The 18,584-nt window shown below is 65.7% G+C and carries 15 protein-coding genes; 11 read left to right on the plus strand and 4 right to left on the minus strand.

The features are described 5' to 3' along the window. Positions 1–77 precede the first annotated feature (77 nt). Positions 78–860, plus strand: coding sequence for a slipin family protein (locus tag MC380_RS02985; RefSeq protein ID WP_242104130.1), 783 nt, complete (start codon positions 78–80; stop codon positions 858–860). A gap of 182 nt (positions 861–1,042) precedes the next feature. Here MC380_RS02985 and MC380_RS02990 read toward each other — a convergent pair whose 3' ends face one another. From MC380_RS02990 to MC380_RS03005, 4 genes are all read right to left on the minus strand, one after another. Next, positions 1,043–2,644, minus strand: coding sequence for a pseudouridine synthase (locus tag MC380_RS02990; RefSeq protein ID WP_242162964.1), 1,602 nt, complete (start codon positions 2,642–2,644; stop codon positions 1,043–1,045). Next, positions 2,637–3,506, minus strand: coding sequence for an SMC-Scp complex subunit ScpB (gene scpB / locus MC380_RS17990; RefSeq protein WP_343223519.1), 870 nt, complete (start codon positions 3,504–3,506; stop codon positions 2,637–2,639). The genes MC380_RS02990 and scpB overlap by 8 nt, the downstream gene beginning before the upstream one ends. Before the next feature lie 156 nt (positions 3,507–3,662). Next, a complete protein-coding gene (locus tag MC380_RS03000) occupies positions 3,663–4,622 on the minus strand; it encodes a segregation/condensation protein A (protein ID WP_242104200.1) in 960 nt (319 codons plus the stop codon). Positions 4,623–4,987: 365 nt separating this feature from the next. Then, complete coding sequence (locus MC380_RS03005) at positions 4,988–6,214, minus strand: M12 family metallo-peptidase (protein ID WP_343223524.1); 1,227 nt, start codon at positions 6,212–6,214, stop codon at positions 4,988–4,990. Between the two features lie 195 nt (positions 6,215–6,409). Between MC380_RS03005 and MC380_RS03010 the strand changes: the two genes are divergently transcribed. From MC380_RS03010 to MC380_RS03055, 10 genes are all read left to right on the plus strand, one after another. Next, positions 6,410–6,709 (plus strand): YciI family protein, encoded by a 300-nt coding sequence (locus MC380_RS03010; RefSeq protein ID WP_242104127.1) that lies wholly within the window; start codon positions 6,410–6,412, stop codon positions 6,707–6,709. After that, positions 6,706–6,987, plus strand: a complete 282-nt coding sequence (locus MC380_RS03015; protein WP_242162966.1) for a BolA family protein — start codon at positions 6,706–6,708, stop codon at positions 6,985–6,987. Before MC380_RS03010 ends, MC380_RS03015 begins: the two co-directional genes overlap by 4 nt. A gap of 175 nt (positions 6,988–7,162) precedes the next feature. Continuing rightward, the gene (locus tag MC380_RS03020) at positions 7,163–8,191 is read left to right on the plus strand and encodes a LacI family DNA-binding transcriptional regulator (RefSeq protein WP_242162968.1); all 1,029 of its coding nucleotides are present in this window, start codon (positions 7,163–7,165) and stop codon (positions 8,189–8,191) included. 87 nt (positions 8,192–8,278) lie between these two features. Beyond that, positions 8,279–11,329 (plus strand): TonB-dependent receptor, encoded by a 3,051-nt coding sequence (locus MC380_RS03025; protein ID WP_242104124.1) that lies wholly within the window; start codon positions 8,279–8,281, stop codon positions 11,327–11,329. A gap of 124 nt (positions 11,330–11,453) precedes the next feature. Beyond that, positions 11,454–12,983 (plus strand): tryptophan halogenase family protein, encoded by a 1,530-nt coding sequence (locus MC380_RS03030; protein WP_242104123.1) that lies wholly within the window; start codon positions 11,454–11,456, stop codon positions 12,981–12,983. 190 nt (positions 12,984–13,173) lie between these two features. Continuing rightward, positions 13,174–14,826, plus strand: a complete 1,653-nt coding sequence (locus MC380_RS03035) for a glucoamylase family protein (RefSeq protein ID WP_242162970.1) — start codon at positions 13,174–13,176, stop codon at positions 14,824–14,826. Positions 14,827–14,836: 10 nt separating this feature from the next. Continuing rightward, complete coding sequence (locus tag MC380_RS03040; protein WP_242162972.1) at positions 14,837–16,123, plus strand: sugar ABC transporter substrate-binding protein; 1,287 nt, start codon at positions 14,837–14,839, stop codon at positions 16,121–16,123. Beyond that, positions 16,120–17,001, plus strand: coding sequence for a sugar ABC transporter permease (locus MC380_RS03045; RefSeq protein WP_242162975.1), 882 nt, complete (start codon positions 16,120–16,122; stop codon positions 16,999–17,001). Before MC380_RS03040 ends, MC380_RS03045 begins: the two co-directional genes overlap by 4 nt. A 34-nt stretch (positions 17,002–17,035) precedes the next feature. Continuing rightward, positions 17,036–17,878: a carbohydrate ABC transporter permease gene (locus MC380_RS03050; RefSeq protein ID WP_242104119.1), complete on the plus strand. Its 843-nt coding sequence runs from the start codon at positions 17,036–17,038 to the stop codon at positions 17,876–17,878. Positions 17,879–18,022: 144 nt separating this feature from the next. Continuing rightward, positions 18,023–18,478 carry a PepSY domain-containing protein gene (locus MC380_RS03055; RefSeq protein ID WP_242162977.1) on the plus strand — a complete coding sequence of 152 codons (456 nt, stop codon included), beginning with the start codon at positions 18,023–18,025 and terminating at the stop codon, positions 18,476–18,478. Positions 18,479–18,584: the final 106 nt, after the last annotated feature.

Genomic DNA, 18,584 nt, shown 5'->3' on the forward strand with positions numbered 1-18,584 from the left:
CTGGTTTGCGCCCTGTCCGTCCGCGAGTCGCACGATCGCCGTCGCATGCGCACGGCGCAGCCGCAAGGAGGTGATACATGAACCTGATCGTCTATTTCCCGCTGGTGGCGCTGGTCGCCATCCTGGTGTTCAGCGCCATCAAGATCCTGCGCGAATACGAACGCGGCGTGGTGTTCCAGCTGGGCCGCTTCTGGAAGGTCAAAGGTCCGGGCCTGATCATCCTGATCCCGATCGTGCAGCAGATGGTGCGCGTGGACCTGCGCACCATCGTCATGGATGTGCCGACACAGGACGTGATCTCGCGCGACAACGTTTCGGTCAAGGTCAACGCCGTCGTCTACTTCCGCGTGGTCGATCCGCAGAAGGCGATCATCAACGTCGAGCACTACTACGAGGCCACCAGCCAGCTCGCCCAGACCACCCTGCGCTCGGTGCTGGGCAAGCACGAACTCGACGAGATACTGGCCGAGCGCGACAAGCTCAACGACGATATTCGCACCATCCTCGACGCGCAGACCGACGCCTGGGGGATCAAGGTCGCCAATGTCGAGATCAAGCATGTCGACCTCAACGAGACCATGGTGCGCGCCATCGCCAAGCAGGCCGAGGCCGAGCGCGTGCGCCGCGCCAAGGTGATCCATGCCGACGGCGAAGCGCAGGCCGCCGAAAAGCTCGTTGTAGCGGCCAAGCTGCTCGCCGCCGATCCGCGCGCCATCCAGCTGCGCTACCTGCAGACCCTCACCGAGATCGCTGGCGAAAAGAGCTCGACGATCGTATTCCCGCTGCCGATGGACCTGATCCAGCCGATGCTGGACCGGCTGGCTGCAGCTGCGCCCGGTCGCGGCGGAGACGCCTTGTGAATCCAGCGGTCGAAAGCGATCTCACGGATCGCGGCTGTCAATTGCAGGAGCGGCGTGAGCCGCGAGCTTCCCGCGCTGCGTGCCGGCCAGGGGCCCGCGACTGACGTCGCTCCTACGGCATGCGCCCACGGTTTCGGTCCCTGACCTCCCGGCCGTAACGCCGGGTCCGGCTGCGCAGAGCCCTAGCGGTTGCCGCTACCCCGCGGCCCGCGGTTGCCGCCGGGCCGGTTGCCACCCGGGCGCGGGGCCCCCGGACGCGGTGCGCCTGGACGTGGCCCACGCGGGCCGCCCGGGCGGTTGCCCGGTGGACGAGGGCTGGCGGGACGATCGCCGTAGGGATTGAAGCGTCCGGGATTGGCATGGTCCGACGGGAAGCTCGGTGCGTTGCCGGGGTGGCCGTAGGGCTTGGGCGCGCGGCCCTGGCCCTGGCCGGCCCCGCGCGGACCGCGCGGCTGGTCGGCACCGAAGCCGCCTTCGCCGCGGCCGCCGCCCTGGAATCCACCGCCGGCACGCGGCGGGCGATTGCCTGCAGGGCGCCCGCCGCCGGGCTTCTTGGCGTAGGGCTTGCGTGGGGCATGGCCATCGGGATTGCGATGGCCGCTGGGCCCTGTGTCGACGCCTTCGGGCACGTACCAGGAGCGGAACGCCGCGGGATTGCCTTCGGGCAACGCCCGCGAATGCTTGTCCTTGCGCTGCTTGAACGGCTTCTGCGACTGCTTGGCGGCGGCTTCGCCGCTCACCGTCAGGCCGCCGTGTGGCTTGCGCGGACCGCCGCGCCCGCGTCCACGGTCCTCGCGCACATGGTCGAAGCGGCGCAGCTCGCGGCCTTCGTCGGCGGTGTTGTGTCCGCCCACGTAGCCGTGCGAGCGCTTGTCGCTGCCGACGTGTACGGTCGACTTGGCGGCTTTGCGCTGGCCGATTACCGGCTGCAGGGTGAGCGCGGGCGGCGGACCGTCTTCGAGCTTGAGCTCGGCGCGCAGCGCGGCGACCTTCTCGTCGGAGAGCTCCTGCGACTGCCCGCGCAACAGCGGTTGCGGCAGGGTGATGGATCCGTAGCGGACCCGCTTCAGGCGCGACACCTGGCAGCCTTGCGATTCCCAGAGCCGGCGTACTTCGCGGTTGCGGCCTTCCTTGAGCAGGACCCGGAACCAGTCGTGCGAATCAGTGCCACCGATCCGCTCGATCTCGTCGAACTTCGCCGGACCGTCTTCCAGCGCGACGCCGCGGCGCAGGCGGTCGACGAGCTTGTCCGACACCGTGTCCTCGCCTTCGGGTGCGCGCACGCGGCAAACGTATTCGCGCTCGACCTCGAACGAGGGATGCATCATCGCGTTGGCCAGTTCGCCGTCGGTGGTGAGCAGCAGCAGGCCGGTGGTGTTGATGTCCAGGCGCCCGATGGCGATCCAGCGCGCGCCCTTGAGCGCGGGCAGGGCTTCGAAAATGGTCGGGCGGCCTTCGGGGTCCTCGCGGGTGGTGACCTCGCCCTCGGGCTTGTTGTAGATCAGCACGCGCGACGGGTCGGTCAGCGCGCTGGCCACGAACACCTTGCCGTCGATCTCGATCCGGTCGCCGCCACGCACGCTCATGCCGGTCTGCGCGACCTCGCCGTTGACCTTGACCATGCCTTCGGCGATGCGCTGTTCGAGCGCGCGCCGCGAGCCCAGGCCGGCCTGGGCGAGCACCTTGTGCAGGCGCTCCTCCAGCTTCGGCGCGGCGGCGGGATCTGGTGCGGCATCGCTGCGCTTCAGAGACAGTTTGCGGCTGCCGTTGGTTTCTTCACTCATGTCTTGCTCCGGTGCTGTCGCCTTCTTCGGCGAGGGCAGGTTGAATTTCGTCGTCGTTTTCGATGGCGGGCTGCGACTGGGCGTCCGCCTCGGCGATCGCGGGATCGCTGTCGGCGCGTTCCTCGCGCAGGGTGTCGTGTTCGGGTTCGGCGGTGGCTTCGTCGGCGACGGGAACTTCCGCCGATACGTCATGGGCGTCGTCTTCTGCCGTTGCGGCGGCGCTTTCTCCCGCTTCGGCGTCCCTGCCGGCTTCGGCCATGTCGGTGCGACCCAGGTCGGAGATGTTGTCGACCACGATCGGGTCGGGGTCGAACTGCAGTTGCGGTTCGAGTTCGCCGAAGTCCTTCAGTTCCGACAGCGGCGGCAGCTGGTCCAGGCGCTGGAGGCCGAAGTAATCGAGAAACGCCCGGGTGGTTCCGAGCAGCTCAGGCTTGCCGGGCATGTCGCGGTGGCCGACGACCCGGATCCACTCGCGCTCTTCCAGCGCCTTGATGATGTTGCTGTTCACCGCCACGCCGCGGATCTGTTCGATCTCGCCACGCGTGATCGGCTGGCGATAGGCGATCAGGGCCAGCGTTTCCAGGGTGGCGCGGGTGTACTTGGTCTGGCGTTCGCTCCACAGGCGCGCCACCCACGCATGCACGTCCGCCTGCACCTGGTAACGGAAGCCGGAGGCGACCTCGACCAGCTCGACGCCACGGTCGGCGGACTGCTCGCGCAGGGTTTCCAGCGCCTGTTCGACGCTGCCTTGCGGTGCGGGCTCGTCCAGCGGGAACAGGCCGTGCAATTGCGCCAGGGTCAGCGGCTGGTTGGCCGCGAGCAGCGCGGCTTCGACGATACGGGTGATAAAGGTTTGGTCCATGCTTTTTTCGGCGCCAGTGAATGCCGTTGGTCCCGAGCGTCCTTCGACTTCGCGGGCTGTGCCCGCTGCGCTCAGGATGAGCGGTGGTTTTCTAGTTGGTCCTGAGCGTAGGCGCGAAGCGCCGAGTCGAAGGGCACCCAGGACGAACGGTAGGGTTCAGGAGTCGTTGGCCGCCTCGGCGTCCTCGTCGAACTCGCTGGTTAGGTCGAGCGCCGAATCGCCACCGGTGGCCAGCGACTTGACGTAGATCGGCGCGGGCGGGCGACGCTCGCCTTGGCGAGCGTCAGCGACTTGCTCCTGCACCACGTCGAGCAGGCGCTCCTTGGCCAGTTCCAGGATCGAGAGGAACGTGACCACCACGCCGAGCTTGCCTTCGCGCGCCTCGAACAGCGATTCGAAGCGGTGGAAGCTGCCGTCGGCCAGGCGCGTGAGCAGCTCGCCCATGCGCTGGCGCACGCTCAGCGCGTCGCGCTTGATCGCGTGGCCGGTGAACAGCTCGGCGCGCTTGAGCACGTCGTGCAGCGCCAGCAGCATCTCACGCAGGTCCACCGCGGGCGGCAGCTTCACCGAAGCCCGGTCGGGCACGAAGGCGCTGGCCGGGCTGGTGTCGCGATCCATGCGCGGCAGGGCGTCCACGTCCTCGGCCGCCTGCTTGAAACGCTCGTATTCCTGCAGCCGCCGCACCAGGTCGGCTCGCGGGTCATCCTCGAGGCCTTCGACCTCCGCCGAGCGCGGCAGCAGCATCCGCGATTTGATCTCGGCCAGGATCGCGGCCATCACCAGGTACTCGGCGGCCAGCTCGAACCGCAGCTCGTGCATGGCCTGGATGTAGTCGACGTACTGGCGGGTGATCTCCGCCACCGGGATGTCGAGGATGTCCAGGTTCTGGCGGCGGATCAGATAAAGCAGCAGGTCGAGCGGACCTTCGAACGCCTCGAGGATGATTTCCAGCGCGTCCGGCGGGATGTACAGGTCCTGCGGGATCTGCAGTACCGGCTGGCCCAGCACCATCGCCAGCGGAATCTCATGCTGCTGCGGCGCCTGCTGCTGCGGACGGTTGGACGCGGCTTGAGCGGTGTGCGCGTCGGGCACGTTAGGCACGCTGTTCTGGGTCATCGGGTCGGCGCGGGCGCCGTCACTGCTGGGGTGGGGCATGCGGACACCGCAGGCCGTCTGCGCCACACACGGCATGCCCTGCGGGATGGCGGGCCGGTGCGGATCGTGGAACCGCATCGGCGCAACGCGTCGCGGGGGCGACGGCGGACAGCGGGACGCGGTTCGTCTACGGGTTCTATGCGAGGGTCGGGAAAGCGGCTTGCGCCCGGGAGCCAGGGCGGAACCGTGTACCGGCACTGGCCGGATCCCCACGGCCGCTGCAGCCGGCCTCGAATTCCCACTCAGGGTAAGGGCTGGCCCCGGCCGTGTCCAGCACGGGGCCAGCAGGATCGTTCAGCCCGGCGCTGTGCGCCCGGCCACGACGGTCAGCGGAACGCCGCGATCGTCGCCTTGGTGCCGACGAGCACGCGCTGGTTGTGGCTCTTGTCGTAAGTGCCCATGGGCACGCCGCCGTACAGGACGGCCGGGTTGGACCAGTAGTTCAGGCGCGGGCAGCCGCGCGTGCAGTCGTAGGCCATGACCGTGCGCCAGGCGCCGTTGGGTTCGCGATAGCCGTGGCCATAGGCATACGGCGATGTGCTCGGATCGGTGGCCGGATCGTGTCTGGCCGACTGCAGGTGGCCGATCTCGTGGGCGAAGCTGTAGTAGCCGGTGATGCAGTCCCAGTAGGCGGTCGCGAACGCGGTCGCGGCGGTGGATCCAATGCCGGAAGCCAGGCCGCAGGCCGAGGCGTCATTCGCCACCAGCACGCCCACGTCCGCCGCCGCGCCGTCGCGGACGCCATGGATGTTGTCCATGTATCCATCGCCGGTGCCGCGGAACCGGGACAGGTCCGTGCTCATTCCGGCGGTGGCGTAGGTCGTCGTCGAATAGCTGGCCAGCACCAGGTCGATGCCGACGTTGGAGTTGGCGTAGCCCTGGTTGGATTCGGCCACGGCCAGCTGGCTGAGCGCCTGCATGTCGCCACCGTAGGCGGCGATGGCGTCGTTGGTGGCGACCACCATCACCCGGATCGTCGCCGTAGGACCGGGGTCGACCGGCGTGCCGCCACCCCCGCCGCAGTTTTCCTTGCGCGGGTTGCAGGGTTTGGCATTGGGCGTGGGACCGGCCGCCTTCATCGCCGCTTCCTGCAGGATGCGCGCATAGGCATCTTCGGGGTGATCGGCGGGCATCGCGCGCTCGTCGACCTGGATCACCGCGTGGTCGCCATTTGGCAGCGGCCGGATCCGGAACAGCGTGCCATCGACGCGGACCGAACCGGTGACGCCCATCGCGCTGCGTACCAGGGTGGCGGAGTTGAGCGGATCGATGCCGCTGCGCGTCGCCTTCGCGCCACTGAGCGAACCCGACCAGATCAGGTTGCCCGCCTGCGCGTGCTCCACCTTGGTGCGGTTGGCAGCTACGCTCCGGCCCGGCAGGTCGAGCTGCAATCGGTCGGTGTCGCCGGCCACGCTGGCGGCATCGATCCGCACCACGCGTACAAGGCGTGTCGACGGATTGTCCAGAATCCTTTCCAGCACGCGCTGGTTGGCGCTGCTCGCCTGGGCAGCCAGCCCCTTGACCAGGGTTCGTTCGGCCGCCTGGGCGCCCATCGCCAGTGAAATTCCAGCCAGCAACACACTCACCGCAATCCGCTGCTTCATCGACGACTCCCGTAAGCGCGCGTATCCATCCCGCCGGCGTGCGCGTGGGTCCGGCGGCCTGGCATTCTGGGCATACTGGTGCGCGGCGCACGTTGCGACGCGTCAATACGCGTCGGAATGCGTCGCCCGAAAGGAGACCCCAACATGTGGTACGCGATCGAGGGCTATGACCGCAGCGGAACGCTGGCAGCGCGCATGGCCGCTCGCCCGGAACACATCGCACGCCTGCATGCGCTGCGCGATGCAGGTCGCCTGCTGCTGGCTGGTCCGTGTCCTGCCATCGATGCGGAAGACCCCGGCCCCGCCGGCTTCACCGGCAGCATCGTCATTGCGGAGTTCGAAGCGCTCGATGCGGCGCGCGCCTGGGCCGAAGCGGACCCCTACGTGGCAGCAGGCGTCTACGAACGCGTCGAGATCCGTCCGTTCCGCCCGGTCCTGCCATGAGTGGGGAACGGGTCGAAAAGATCCGCAGCGCCCTGACAGCGTCATTTGCGCCGGAGCGGCTCGACGTGCGCGATGACAGCCACCGCCATGCCGGGCATGCCGGCGCGCAGGATGGGCGCGGACATTTCCATGTCGAGATCGTCAGCCCCGCGTTCGCCGGCCTGTCGCCGCTGGCGCGGCACCGCGCGGTGTATGCCGCGCTGGGCGAGATGATGCGCACCGACATCCATGCGCTTTCCATCGTTGCACGCGCCCCGTCTGAGCTTGCAGCCAGCTGATTCATGCTGCACTGCAGAACGAAACGACCGGTTTTCGCTGCAGCGCAACATGCGTTTTCCGTGAAATTTCGCATGTTTTAGCGGTTCGGCGGTTCGGGATAACGAATGGTTTACATGTCGCGCTGAAAACGTTTACATTCCGCCGCGAACTGGTCACGGCGGAGGGAACTTGGGCTTGAGCGTCACCATCAAGGATGTCGCGCGCCAGGCGAACGTATCGGTCGCAACCGTTTCGCGTGCGCTCAACGGGCACGAGAACGTGGCCGACGCGGTACGCACCCGGGTGCTCGCTGTCGCCAAGGAACTGCGCTACAGCCCGCACCATGCCGCCCGCAGCCTGAGCAGCCGGCGCACCAACACCATCGGTGTGGTCCTGCCCGACCTTTACGGCGAATTCTTCTCCGAGCTAATGCGCGGCATCGACCAGGTCGCGCGCGACCACCGCCAGCACCTGCTCGTGTCCAGCTACCACGGCAACCCCCAGGAGCAAGCGGAAGCCCTGCGCACCATGCGTGGGCGTGTCGACGGGTTGCTGGTGTTGTCGCCCTATGCCAGCGATGCCAGTCACCTGGCCGAAAACCTCTCTCCATCGCAGCCGGCGGTGCTGATCAACAGCCAGACGCTGGGCACGGGCGTCCCCTCGCTGTCGATCGACAATTACCGCGCCGCCGGGGAAATGGTCAGACACCTAGTCGCCGGCGGGCGCCGGCGGATCGCCTTCATCGCCGGTCCGTCCGACAACTTCGACGCACGCGATCGCCTGCGCGGTTATTGCGATGCGCTGGCCGAGTCGGTTCCCGGTGCCGAACCGTGGGTGGTGCAGGGCGACTTCAGCGAAGCCACCGGCCACAGCGCGGCCCGACAACTGCTGATCGGCTCGCCGCGACCCGACGCCGTGTTCGCCGCGAACGACATGATGGCGCTGGGCTTCCTGTTTGCCTGTCAGCAGGCGGGCATGGACGTGCCGGGCGAGATCGCAGTCGCCGGTTTCGACGATATCCCGCTGGCGCGTTACACCCACCCGTCGCTGACCACCATGCGCGTGGACATCGCCGGCATCGGCGCGCAGGCCATGCGCATGCTGCTGCAGCATCTGGGCGACGCGCCCGATCAACCTGGCACGTCCGAGACTCTGCAAGCGAATTTGATCGTCCGCCAGTCCACCACAGCCGTGCCGGCGCGGGCGGTTTCCCAATCTGGATAAAGCGTGCCATCCCTCGTCATCTGTTCTTAAACCATACGCTCACGATCAGCTTCTTCACTTGTAGAACATCCCCCGGGAGGGAAGTCCATGAAGCGCAACAAGTCCGGCAATACCCAGCTTCAACGCTCGTTACTGGCCACGGCGCTGGTGAGCTGCATGGCCCTGACCACCCCCGCTTTTGCGCAGACCGCAACGGCCACCTTGCGTGGAACCGTGGCGGGCGCATCCGCTGGCACGCAGGTGACAGCCACAAACGTGGCTACCGGCTCGTCGCGCACGACCCAAACCACGGCGAACGGTAGCTACTCTCTGGTTGGACTGCCGCCGGGGACATACACCGTGCGGTCCGGGGGCACCGAACAGACTGTGACGCTTTCGGTTGCATCCACTTCGACCCTGAACCTCAGTGCCGACACCGGTGTCGCCGAGACGCCGGCAGAAGGCCCGATCACCGACATAGGCGCGGTAGTCGTTTCCGCGCCACTGCTCAAGGACGTCAAGACATCGGAAGTGGGAAACACCGTCTCCTTGCGTCAGATTCAGCAGTTGCCACAGGCGACGCGCAACTTCCTGGAGTTCGCGGACACCGTGCCGGGTATGGCTTTCGAAATGGACGCCCAGGGCCATACAACCCTGCGAGGCGGTGCCACCAACAGCTCTTCCGGCAATCTGTACATCGACGGCGTCGGCCAGAAGAGCTACGTCAAGAGCGGCGGCATCGCCGGCCAGAGCGATACTCAGGGCAATCCCTTCCCGCAGTTGGCGATCGGCGAGTACAAGGTCATCACCTCGAACTACAAGGCCGAGTACGGCCAGATCACCGGTGCCGCGGTGACCGCGGCGACGCGTTCGGGCACGAACGACTTTGAGGGCGAAGCTTTCTACCGCTTCACCAATGAGCGGATGCGCGAGAAGACCGCGAGCGAGGAGGCACCGGGCGAAGAGAAGTCCGATTCGCAGACCAAGGAGTTCGGCGTGGCGTTCGGCGGCCCCATCATCCGCGATCGCATGCATTTCTTCCTTGCGTACGAAGGCAAAGAGAATGTCGTTCCGCGGACGGTGGTTCCGGGTTCTGCGGCGGCCAACTGGGCGCAGTACCTCCCGTCCGACGTGCAGGCCCTGATCGGTCCAGTCAGTCAGCCGTTCGACGAAGACCTGTATTTCGGCAAGATCGATTGGGACATCAGCGACAGCGATCGCGTGGAACTGAGCGCGCAGGTGCGCGACGAGACCCAGGTGGATTCGATCGGCGGCCAGCGTGCCGCCGACCACGGCCGCAACTTCGTCAACAAGGACGAGCGTTCGACCCTTCGCTGGCTGCACTTCTCGGATATCTGGACGAACGAGCTGCTCGCGACGACGGAGGACTCCGAATACAACCCAACTCCGATGGGCCTGGGCAACGGAATCATCTACAAGGTAGTCGACCAGGTCCGGCCCGATAGCGAGGAAACGCTGCTGGAAACCGGGCCCTCGAGCGGTTTCGACGCACAGAGCAAGGCGCAGAAGGGATGGTCGATCGCCGACAACCTGACCTTCAGCAATCTGACCTGGCATGGCGACCATACGATCAAGGTGGGCGTCAGCTACAAGTCGATCGAACTCACGTCGCAGGACGCGGGCGCGATCAATCCGCAGTTCAGCTACAACGTCACGCCCGATGGCGTGGCCGCCACTCCGTTCAAGGTCAACTTCCTCGCCCCGTTCGACGTTCCGGGTCAGACGAACACGGTGGTGTCGGACGCGAAGCAGTACGGGTTCTACATCCAGGACGACTGGGAAGTGAACGAGAAGCTGGTCCTGAACATCGGCATCCGGTGGGATTACGAGAAGAACCCGTCGTACACCGACTTCGTGACCTCACAGGATTTCGTCGATGCCCTGTACGCGGATGATCCCGATCTGCCCGGCGAGCAACCGTGGGCGAACAGACTGCTGGCCAGCGGCCTCGACGCGGCGGACTACATCAGTACCGGCAATAATCGCAAGGATTTCAAGGACGGCTGGGCGCCTCGCTTCGGCTTCTCGTACGATCTGAACGCGGACGAACAGCATGTGATCCATGGCGGTATGGGCCGTTCGTACGATCGCAACCTTTTCGAGCAACTGTCGCTCGAGGTCAGCAAGGCCGCGCTGTCGCCGGTGGAGGTCAACTTCCGGGATCCCGCTACCGGATTGTGCTACCGCCCCGACAATGGCAGGCCCTGCGTCGATTGGGATCCGGTCTACCTGACCGGTCCGGATGCGCTGACGGGACTGCCGGTGACCACCGGCAGCAAGGAGCTGTTCATGCTCCGCAACGACTTCAAGACGCCATACAGCGACCAGTTCAGCTTGGGCATGTCGAACCAGGTCGGCGAGTGGCTCACCGACGTGACGCTGCAGCACATTCTCAGCCACGACGGACTGGTGTTCACGCTGATCAACCGCTATCCGGACGGCTCGTTCTACCAGAACGGCAGCCAGCCTTGGGGCGAACCGGTCCCGGGCTACGCCAACACCATCCTCGGCAGCAATGGCATCGAGACGCGCAACACGCAATTGCTGCTGTCGGCCGACAAGCCGTACACCAAGGAATCCGGTTGGGGCCTGAGCGTTGCCTACACGCAGAGCCACGCGCGGCACAACCGCAGCCTGAACGAGGCGTACGCCTTCGACAAGCCCACGATCGAGGAGTACCCCTTCATCAAGTCCGATGCCGTTCCGAGGCACCGCCTGGTGGCCGCGGGATCGATCGACGGCTTCTGGGGCATCACCTTCGGCGCCAAGATCGTGCTCGAAACGCCAGAGGCGAAGAACAACATCTCCTGCTGGGGGCAAAGCAATCCGGATGGCTCGACCTGTACGCCGGTAGGCTTCTACGTACCGGCGACGGGCAAATTCCTCATTGGTGGCGACATCTGGGGCTATCGCACCGTGGATCTACAGGCGACCAAGGAGTTCAAGTTCGGTGACCATGTTGCAATGACCGCCCGGGTCAACCTGCTGAATGCCTTCAACTTCAAGAACTACAGTTCGTTCAATTACGACAGCTTCGGTTCCGGCGGGATCTACGATCCGGACATCTCGGTCAACAAGTACGGCGATATCCGCTACGTACCGCGCACGCTGACGTTCGAACTCGGCTTGAAGTTCTAGACGGCCGGTTCGGCGCCCGCTCCCTGGCGCCGACGGGATACGAACGGGGCCCTGGGGCCCCGTTCGCTTTTGCGGGAGCAGCGGAAGAGTTCCACCTGAAATCATTCTCACCGTCATCGACGCCATGAATCAATCGCACATCAAGGACATCGTAATCGTCGGTGGCGGCACGGCTGGCTGGATGGCGGCGGCTGCGCTCTCACGCACGCTGGGCGAGCAATACCGCATTCGGCTGCTGGAATCAGACGAGATCGGCATCGTCGGCGTCGGCGAAGCTACCGTTCCGCACATCAAGGCCTTCAACCAGCTGCTGCGAATCGACGAGGCGGACTTCGTCCGCAATACACAGGGTACGTTCAAGCTCGGCATTCAGTTCGTCGACTGGCTACGCAAGGGCGAAACCTACATTCACGGCTTCGGCACCGAAATCGGTCATCCGCTAGGCCTGTTGCCGTTCCACCAGTACTGGATCAAGGCGATGCGCGCCGGGCAGGCGCAACCGTTGGGTGCCTATACCCTCAATACCGTCGCCGCAACGCACGGCAAGTTCATGGTCTCGGCGACCGACGTGCCCGCGACCTCTCCGCTGGCCAACATCGCCTATGCCTACCACTTCGATGCCTCGCTCTATGCGCGCTATCTTCGCATCTACTCCGAACGGTACGGCGTGCAACGGATCGAAGGCATGGTCGAGCATGTCGATCTGCACCCGGAAACGGGCTTCGTCGAATCCGTGCGATTGCGTTCCGGCGAAACGATCGGAGGCGACCTGTTCATCGACTGCTCGGGCTTTCGCGGGTTGCTGATCGAGCAGGCGCTTCATACCGGTTATGAGGACTTCACCCATTGGTTGCCATGCGACCGCGCACTGGCGGTGCCGTGCGAAAACGTCGGCGAACCCACGCCGTACACGCGCTCGACCGCGCGCGAGGCCGGCTGGCAGTGGCGGATCCCGCTGCAGCACCGCACCGGCAACGGGTACGTCTATTCGAGCGCGCATATCAGCGACGATGAGGCGGCTGCCACCCTGCTCGCCAACTTGGACGGAAAGGCGCTCGCAGACCCGCGTCCGCTGCGCTTCACCACCGGGCGACGCAGGAAGTGCTGGAACAGGAACGTCGTGGCGCTCGGCCTGGCCAGTGGCTTCATGGAGCCGCTCGAATCGACCAGCATCCACCTGATCCAGTCGGGGATTTCCAAGCTGATGGAGTTGTTCCCGGACCAGGGATTCAGCGAAGTGCTGGTGCAGCGCTACAACGACCAGTTGGCGTTCGAATTCGACCGCATCCGGGATTTCCTGGTGCTGCACTACAACGCCGTCGAACGCGACGATACGCCGTTCTGGCGCCAGTGCCGGAACATGTCGATTCCGGCAGAGCTGCAAGCCAATATCGACCTGTTCCGCGATAGCGGCCGGTTCTTCCGCAACGGTAACGAGATGTTTGCGGAAATCAGCTGGATCCAAGTGATGGTGGGGCAGGGCATCCTGCCGCAGGACTACCATCCGATGGTCGATCGGCTGCCGGAAGAGGAGCTGCGCAAGTTCCTTGCCAGTATCGGCAATACCATCTCGGCCTGTGTCGACGTAATGCCAACCCACCAGCAGTTCATCGATCGCTATTGCGCCGCGCGACCGGTGCCGCAATTCGCATGAGTCGCTTGGCGAAGCATGGAAGGCGTACGGGCGCCCTCGCCTGTGCGGTGCTCGCGGCAGGCCGGTTGCTGGGTGGTCTGGCAATGGCCGCACAGCGTCCGCCCGGGGCGCTAGTCGCCGGCCAACCGCTGACCGATTTCGACGCGTGGGGCGTGGCGTTGCCAGCCCCATTCCCCACTCTGGAGCCGAAATGATAGGAAGCAAACGCGACACGGCACGCAGCGCGCGCGGTACCAGATGGGCGCTTGTGGCGCTGCTCGCGGCGCTATGCCTGGGTGCGTGCGAGCGCGCACCGCCGCCACCCCAGGTGGAACCGCCCAAGCCGGGTCCGATCGCGCAGGTTCCTCCGCCCGCCCCGAAGCCCGAAGCCAAGGGCCCGCCCAAGCTGCCGCCGCTGTTCCGCGACATCGAGAAGCGGACGTTCCAGTTCTTCTGGGACACGACCAATGAGCTCAACGGCCTGACGCCCGACCGCTACCCGTCGCGGCCGTTCGCCAGCATCGCCTCGGTGGGCTTCGCGCTGACCGCCTATCCGATCGGCGTGGAGAACGGCTGGGTCAGCCGCAAGCAGGCGGTCGACCGGACCCTGGTGACGTTGAAGTTCTTCCACGACGCGAAGCAGGGCCGGCAAGCGGAAGGCAGGAGCGGATACAAGGGTTTCTTCTATCACTTCCTCGACATGCAGACCGGCGCCCGCTGGGGCAGCTGGGTGGAGCTGTCGACCGTGGACACCACGTTGCTGCTGGGCGGGGTGCTGTTCGCGCAGAGCTATTACGATCGCGACGATCCGCGCGAGCAGCAGATCCGCGAGCTGGCCGATGAGATCTACAAGCGCGTGGACTGGACCTGGGCGCAGCAGAACAAGCCGCTGCTGTCGATGGGCTGGCATCCGGAAACCGGCTTCATCGCCAGCGACTGGAAGGGCTACAACGAGGCGATGCTGCTGTACGTGCTGGCCCTGGGTTCGCCGACGCATGCGGTGGAGCCGGAGGCCTGGACTGCCTGGACCCGCACCTACGAGCAGAGCTGGGGCGTTTTCCAGGGGCAGGAATATCTGTCCTTCGGCCCGCAGTTCGGGCACCAGTACAGCCATGTCTGGATCGATTTCCGCGGCATCCGCGACGAGTACATGAAGAACCGCGGCATCGACTACTTCGAGAACAGCCGCCGCGCGACCTACGCGCAGCGCGGCTATGCGATCGAGAACCCGATGAAGTGGAAGGATTATGGCGAGGACATCTGGGGCCTTACTGCCAGCGACGGGCCGCAGCACACAGTGCAGGATTATCGCGGCGAGCAGCACCAGTTCGCCCAGTACAGCGCGCGCGGCGCGGGCCTGACCGATGCGTTCGACGACGGCACGATCGCACCGACCGCGGTCCTGGCCTCGCTGCCTTTCGCGCCCGAGATCGTGATTCCGGCCACCGAGGCCATGTTCGAGCGCTACGGGGAGTACATCTATTCCAGCTATGGATTCCTGGATTCGTTCAATCCGAGCTTCGCTTACGAGGACGTCCCACTGAAGACGGGGCGACTGGTGCCCGGCGGCGGCTGGGTCGCGAGCGATTACCTGGGCATCGACCAGGGACCGATCCTGACGATGATCGCCAACTACCGCAGCGAATTCGTGTGGAAGGTGATGAAGCGCAACAAGTACATCCGCACGGGGCTGGAGCGGGCGGGCTTCACCGGCGGGTGGCTGGCCGGGCCGGGCGAGCCCAAGACCTCAGGTCCGCCGGACCCCGAAGCGGCAGCTGCGCAGGACACCGCGGCGCAGTCCCGCGCTAACGCGGCCGAAGAGGCCACGCCCGCGCAGCCGCATGCGTCCGACCCGCCGATGTAGCATGCAGGGCATGGGTGGACGCACGCGCTGGCTGGGACTTTTGCTGCTGGCGCTGCTTGGCGCCGCATGTGCGCGGCGCGAGCAGGAAACGGTCGTCCGCTTCTGGGCGATGGGCCGGGAAGCCGAAGTCGTGGCCGAACTGGTGCGCGATTTCGAACGCGAGAACCCGGGCGTGCGCGTGCAGGTGCAGGCGATCCCCTGGAATGCCGCGCACGAGAAACTCCTGACCGCGTTCGCGGCCGACGGCCTGCCGGACATCTGCCAGCTCGGCAACACCTGGATTCCGGAATTCGCGATCCTGGGCGTGCTCACGCCGCTGCAGCCTTATGTCGACGCTTCGCAGGTGGTGCGCCCGGCGGATTATTTTCCCGGCATCTGGAATACCAACCTGATCGATGGCCGGCTCGTCGGCGTACCGTGGTACGTGGATACGCGGCTGCTGTTCTACCGCAAGGACATGCTGCGCGATGCCGGCGTGACCCAGCCGCCCAGGACGTGGGACGAATGGCGCGGCACGCTGGCCGCGGTGAAGCGCAGCGTCGGTCCGGATCGGTACGCAATCCTGCTGCTGCTCAACGAGTTCGAGACCCAGCTGTCGCTGGGCCTGCAGGGAGACAATCCGCTGCTGCGCGACGGCGACAACTACGGCAACTTCAGCGCGCCGGGTTTCCGCGACGCACTGGCGTTGTACGCTGAGATGTTCGCGAAAGGCTGGGCGCCGCCGGTATCGGAAACCCAGGTTTCGAACATGTGGGAGGAGTTCTTCAAGGGCGAGTTCGCGTTCTATCTCTCGGGCCCGTGGAATATCCGCGAGTTCCGCAAGGTGGCGCCGGAAGGGCTAAAGGACGAGTGGGGCACGATGGCGCTGCCCGGTCCCGATGGGCCTGGTGCCGGCATCGCCGGCGGCACCAGCCTGGTGCTGTTCCGCGGCGGCGCACGGGAAGATCCTCAGCGCAGGCAGGCCGCGTGGAAGCTGGTCGAGTTCCTTTCGCGCCCCGACACACAGCTGCGCTTCTATGCCTTGATCGGCGACCTGCCGCCGCGGCGCAGCACCTGGGAGCATCCGGCACTGGCGAACGATCCGCTGGCGCAGGCGTTTCGCGACCAGCTCGAGCGGGTGAAACCCACGCCGAAGGTGCTGGAGTGGGAGCGGATCGTGCAGGAAATGCGCCTGATCACCGAACGCGTGGTGCGCGGCGGCCTGTCGCAGGACCAAGCCGTGCGCGAACTCGATGCACGGGTGGATCAGATCCTGGAAAAGCGGCGCTGGATCGAGCAGCGTAGGCGGTCGCAATGAACCGCGCTTCGCTCGCCGGCTGGGCGTTCGCGGCACCCGCGTTGGTAGTGTTGGGCGTGTTCTTCTTCCTGCCGGTGATGGCGGCCCTGGCCCTGAGCCTCACCGACTTCGACCTGTACGCCCTGGCCGACATGCGCAACCTGCGCTTCGTCGCGCTGGGCAATTACCTCGATCTGCTGCAGACACCGATTTTCTGGAAGGCCCTGTGGAACACGACCTACTTCGTGCTCGTGGGCGTGCCGCTATCGATCGCGGTCTCGCTCGGCGCCGCGTTGCTGCTCAATGCCAGGGTCGCGCGCTTCAAGCCGCTGTTCCGCACCGCGCTGTTCGCGCCGGTGGTGACGACCCTCGTCGCGGTGGCGGTGATCTGGCGCTATCTGTTCCACACCCAGTACGGCCTGGTGAACTGGGCGCTGGGCCAGCTGGGCATCGGAGCCGTCGACTGGTTCGGCGATCCGCGCTGGGCGATGCCCACGATCATCCTGTTCGCCGTGTGGAAGAACTTCGGCTACAACATGGTCATCTTCCTAGCCGGCCTGCAGGCGATCCCGCAGGACCTGTACGAGGCGGCGCGCATCGATGGCGCGTCCCGTTGGCAGCAGTTCTGGCACATCACCCTGCCGCAGCTCGGGCCGGTGCTGCTGGTGGTGGGCGTGATCACCATCTCCGGTTACTTCCAGCTGTTCGCCGAGCCCTACGTCATGACCCGCGGCGATCCGCTGCAGAGCACGGTGAGCGTGCTGTATTTCATGTTCGAGGAAGGCTTCAAGTGGTGGACGCTGGGCCGTGCCTCGGCGGTGGCGTTCCTGCTGTTCCTGATCATCCTGGCGATTACGGCGGTGTTGCTGAGGTTCGGGCGCAGAAAGGAGCTGGTGTAGTGACTTGCGCGCGAACAACCCGGGGAGCGGTCTCTTGAGCGTCTCGCGCAACATCGGCGATTCGCGGTTGCATGCCGTGCTCGTCAATGGCGCGCTGGCCGTGCTGGCGATTCTGAGCCTGGCGCCGCTGGCGTGGATGATCTCGGTTTCCTTCATGTCGCCAGGCGAGGCCAACAGTTTCCCACCGCCGTTGCTGCCCGACACACCCGGCGTCCAGGCGTATCGCGCGTTGTTCGAGCGCATGGGCATGGGTCGCTATTTCGCCAACAGCCTGCTGGTGTCGCTGTCGATCACGGCGCTGTCGCTGTTGGTGAACACCATGGCCGGCTATGCCTTCGCAAAGCTGCGCTTCCGCGGCCGCGAGCAGCTGTTCCGGCTGCTGCTGGCGGCGCTGGTGATCCCGGCGCAGGTGGCGATGCTGCCGCTGTTCCTGCTGATGAAGCAGCTGGGATTGGTCAACAGCTATGCCGGTGTGGTCATCCCGGCGCTGGCGACCGTGTTCGGCATCTTCCTGGTCCGACAGTACACGCGCAGCATCCCCGACGAGCTGATCGAGGCGGCTCGCATCGACGGAGCGGGTGAGCTGCGGATCTTCTTCCGGATCGTGCTGCCGATGCTCAAGCCGGTGCTGGTGACTCTGGCCATCTTTACCTTCATGGCAGCGTGGAACGACTTCATGTGGCCGCTGATCGTGCTGACCGACCATGAACACTACACGCTCCCCGTCGCGCTGGCGGCATTGTCGCGCGAGCATTACATGGACGTGGAAATGATGATGGCCGGCGCGGTCGTGACCGTACTGCCGGTGTTGCTGCTGTTCCTGCTGCTGCAGCGCTACTACATCCAGGGATTGCTGCTGGGCAGCGTCAAGGGATAGGCGTTAACGACGCCTGCGCTGGAACCCGGAAACCCGTCGCCAACGCATACCGTTCAGAACCCGGTACTGCGCGTGGGCCGCGGTTCACTGCAGGTTCGTGTTTCCGCGGCGAGACTCGTCCGCCCGTGAAGCGCAGGAGGCAGCATGAACAAGCTCCGTACCGACGCGACCCGATTCGCGCCGCTGGTTGTCGCATTCATTCTTTGCACTGGCGTCGCCGCGCCCGCCTGGGCGCAGCAGACCGTCGCGATGACCGAGGCACAGGTGCGTGCGACGCTCGAGGCCAAGGGTTACACCAAGATCAATGACATCAAGTTCGGCGACGGCGTGTGGAAGGCGGATGCGCGCAGCGCCGACGGCAACCGGGTCGACGTGCGCCTGGATCCGGCGACCGGCGAGGTTTACCCGGACGAACAGGTGGCGCAGCTGAGCGAAAGAGACGTGCACGCGGCACTCGCGGCGCAGGGCTACACCAACGTCCACGACGTGGATTACGAGGACGGCATCTGGAATGCCGAGGCCGACGATCCTGCCGGCAAGGACGTGGAACTCAAGCTCGATCCCAGGACCGGCAAGGTGATCGGAAAGGAAAAGGATTGATCGCTAGCCGGATGTAGGAGCGGCCTTGGCCGCGATTGCTCTTCGCGAGCCGGTCACGCGAAAAGACAAGAGCATTCACGGCCGAGGCCGCTCCCACGGGCTGCAG

Origin of the sequence: Lysobacter sp. M15, from assembly GCF_022662515.1 — a bacterium.
Lineage (GTDB): Bacteria > Pseudomonadota > Gammaproteobacteria > Xanthomonadales > Xanthomonadaceae > JAKPBU01.

Bases quoted from the DNA above. Each gene is read 5' to 3' on its own strand.
- MC380_RS02985 (WP_242104130.1), top strand. From the start codon at position 78: ATGAACCTGATCGTCTATTTCCCGCTGGTGGCGCTGGTCGCCATCCTG.
- MC380_RS02990 (WP_242162964.1), bottom strand. From the start codon at position 2,644: ATGAGTGAAGAAACCAACGGCAGCCGCAAACTGTCTCTGAAGCGCAGC.
- scpB (WP_343223519.1), bottom strand. From the start codon at position 3,506: ATGGACCAAACCTTTATCACCCGTATCGTCGAAGCCGCGCTGCTCGCG.
- MC380_RS03000 (WP_242104200.1), bottom strand. From the start codon at position 4,622: ATGACCCAGAACAGCGTGCCTAACGTGCCCGACGCGCACACCGCTCAA.
- MC380_RS03005 (WP_343223524.1), bottom strand. From the start codon at position 6,214: ATGGGCGCCCAGGCGGCCGAACGAACCCTGGTCAAGGGGCTGGCTGCC.
- MC380_RS03010 (WP_242104127.1), top strand. From the start codon at position 6,410: ATGTGGTACGCGATCGAGGGCTATGACCGCAGCGGAACGCTGGCAGCG.
- MC380_RS03015 (WP_242162966.1), top strand. From the start codon at position 6,706: ATGAGTGGGGAACGGGTCGAAAAGATCCGCAGCGCCCTGACAGCGTCA.
- MC380_RS03025 (WP_242104124.1), top strand. From the start codon at position 8,279: ATGAAGCGCAACAAGTCCGGCAATACCCAGCTTCAACGCTCGTTACTG.
- MC380_RS03030 (WP_242104123.1), top strand. From the start codon at position 11,454: ATGAATCAATCGCACATCAAGGACATCGTAATCGTCGGTGGCGGCACG.
- MC380_RS03035 (WP_242162970.1), top strand. From the start codon at position 13,174: ATGATAGGAAGCAAACGCGACACGGCACGCAGCGCGCGCGGTACCAGA.
- MC380_RS03040 (WP_242162972.1), top strand. From the start codon at position 14,837: ATGGGTGGACGCACGCGCTGGCTGGGACTTTTGCTGCTGGCGCTGCTT.
- MC380_RS03045 (WP_242162975.1), top strand. From the start codon at position 16,120: ATGAACCGCGCTTCGCTCGCCGGCTGGGCGTTCGCGGCACCCGCGTTG.
- MC380_RS03055 (WP_242162977.1), top strand. From the start codon at position 18,023: ATGAACAAGCTCCGTACCGACGCGACCCGATTCGCGCCGCTGGTTGTC.